Genomic DNA, 1,388 nt, shown 5'->3' with positions numbered 1-1,388 from the left:
GGCCGACTCGACAGTGGCGGTGAGTGGCCGCGACACGATCTTCGACTTTTCGGGCACCGGCGGTGACCGGATCGATCTGTCGGCGATCGATGCGAACACCGCAGCATCCGGCAATCAGGCCTTCACCTACGTCGGCACCGCGGCGTTCACCGGCAAGGCCGGAGAACTGCGCTACGTCAAGGCTGCCTCCGACACCTATGTCTACGGTGATGTCAACGGTGACGGGAAGGCCGATTTCGCCATTCACCTGGATGATGCCGTCTCGCTCGCCAAGGGATATTTCGTGCTGTAACGTAGTGAGGCCGCTAAAGCGGCCTCATCCCCATTCAAACAAACCAGAGGCGGACCAAACCGCCTCTGGCGGCAACAATCGGTGACGCAATCTTGCGGCGGATTGCTGTGCCCGTTCCTTGCGTCAAGCGTCAGCTTCAAAGTGAAAACGACTTGGCCGGAACCTGAAGCGGGGATCTGCACCCGGTTCGTCTGTGGAGGTTACCTCCCAAATTCCAGCACTTAAACGGGAGCCCTTAAGTATGGCTATTACCTCAACCAAAACGCTCGCGGGATTTCCGAATGCGACCAACACCGGTCTTCCGGATGGCGTTATCCTGACCCCATCTGGCGATGTAAACGTCACCAAGGCAGGCACTGTCATCAATGCTCTTGATGTCAAGGGAACGATTTGGGTCATGGCCCCGAACGTCACAATTCAAAATAGCCGCATCACCTCTACTGACTGGACGGGCATCTGGATCAAGCCAGGCATTACGGGCACCATCGTTAAAGACAACGAGATTCTAAACGTTGGAAGCAGCAAGGATGGCGCGAACGGCATTTTTGGTTCGGGTACCTTCTTGCGTAACGATATCCACGACGTGGAGAACGGCATCAATGTGACAGGCGCAAGCCTTATCCAGGATAATTATATCCACGATATGAATGCTCCTAATGTCCGTGCCGGCACAGTTTGGGGTGGCCCGCACTACGATGGCATCGAGATCAACGGCGGCGTTTCAGGCGTCGATATTCGACACAACACGATCATCAACGACAATGGCCAAACCTCGGCCGTGATGATCAACAATGACTTCGGGCCGGTTTCCGACATTCAGATAGACGGCAACTATCTCGCAGGCGGCGGCTATACCATCTACTCAGATGGCAGTTTCAGCAGCACCGATAAAATTTCCGGTGTTGAAATCACCAACAACGAACTCGGTCAGGGCCATTGGGGCTATTATTACTTCAAGGGCAATACACCCCTCCTGTCGAACAATGACGAAATCGGCACCAATTGGCCAACGCCCGTTCCTACTGGCGCGACAAGCGGGGATGACATTCTCACCGGCACGGCGGGGATCGACTCGATTGACGGCCTTGCCGGCAAT

1 protein-coding gene and 1 pseudogene are annotated in these 1,388 nt (G+C 55.4%); both read left to right on the top strand.

What is annotated here, in order from left to right; genetic code table 11:
• On the top strand, positions 1-292 hold a 292-nt coding region (locus ACSQ3J_RS31290), incomplete at its 5' end, for a M10 family metallopeptidase C-terminal domain-containing protein (protein ID WP_436041195.1).
• A 241-nt stretch (positions 293-533) separates the two neighbouring features.
• A pseudogene (locus ACSQ3J_RS31285) lies at positions 534-1,388 on the top strand (hypothetical protein); the annotation flags it as partial.

Origin of the sequence: Rhizobium sp. LjRoot98 (assembly GCF_964252935.1) — a bacterium.
Classification (GTDB): Bacteria; Pseudomonadota; Alphaproteobacteria; order Rhizobiales; family Rhizobiaceae; genus Pararhizobium.
Note: the sequence above shows the minus strand (reverse complement) of the source record. Positions and strands in the feature narration are given on the sequence as shown.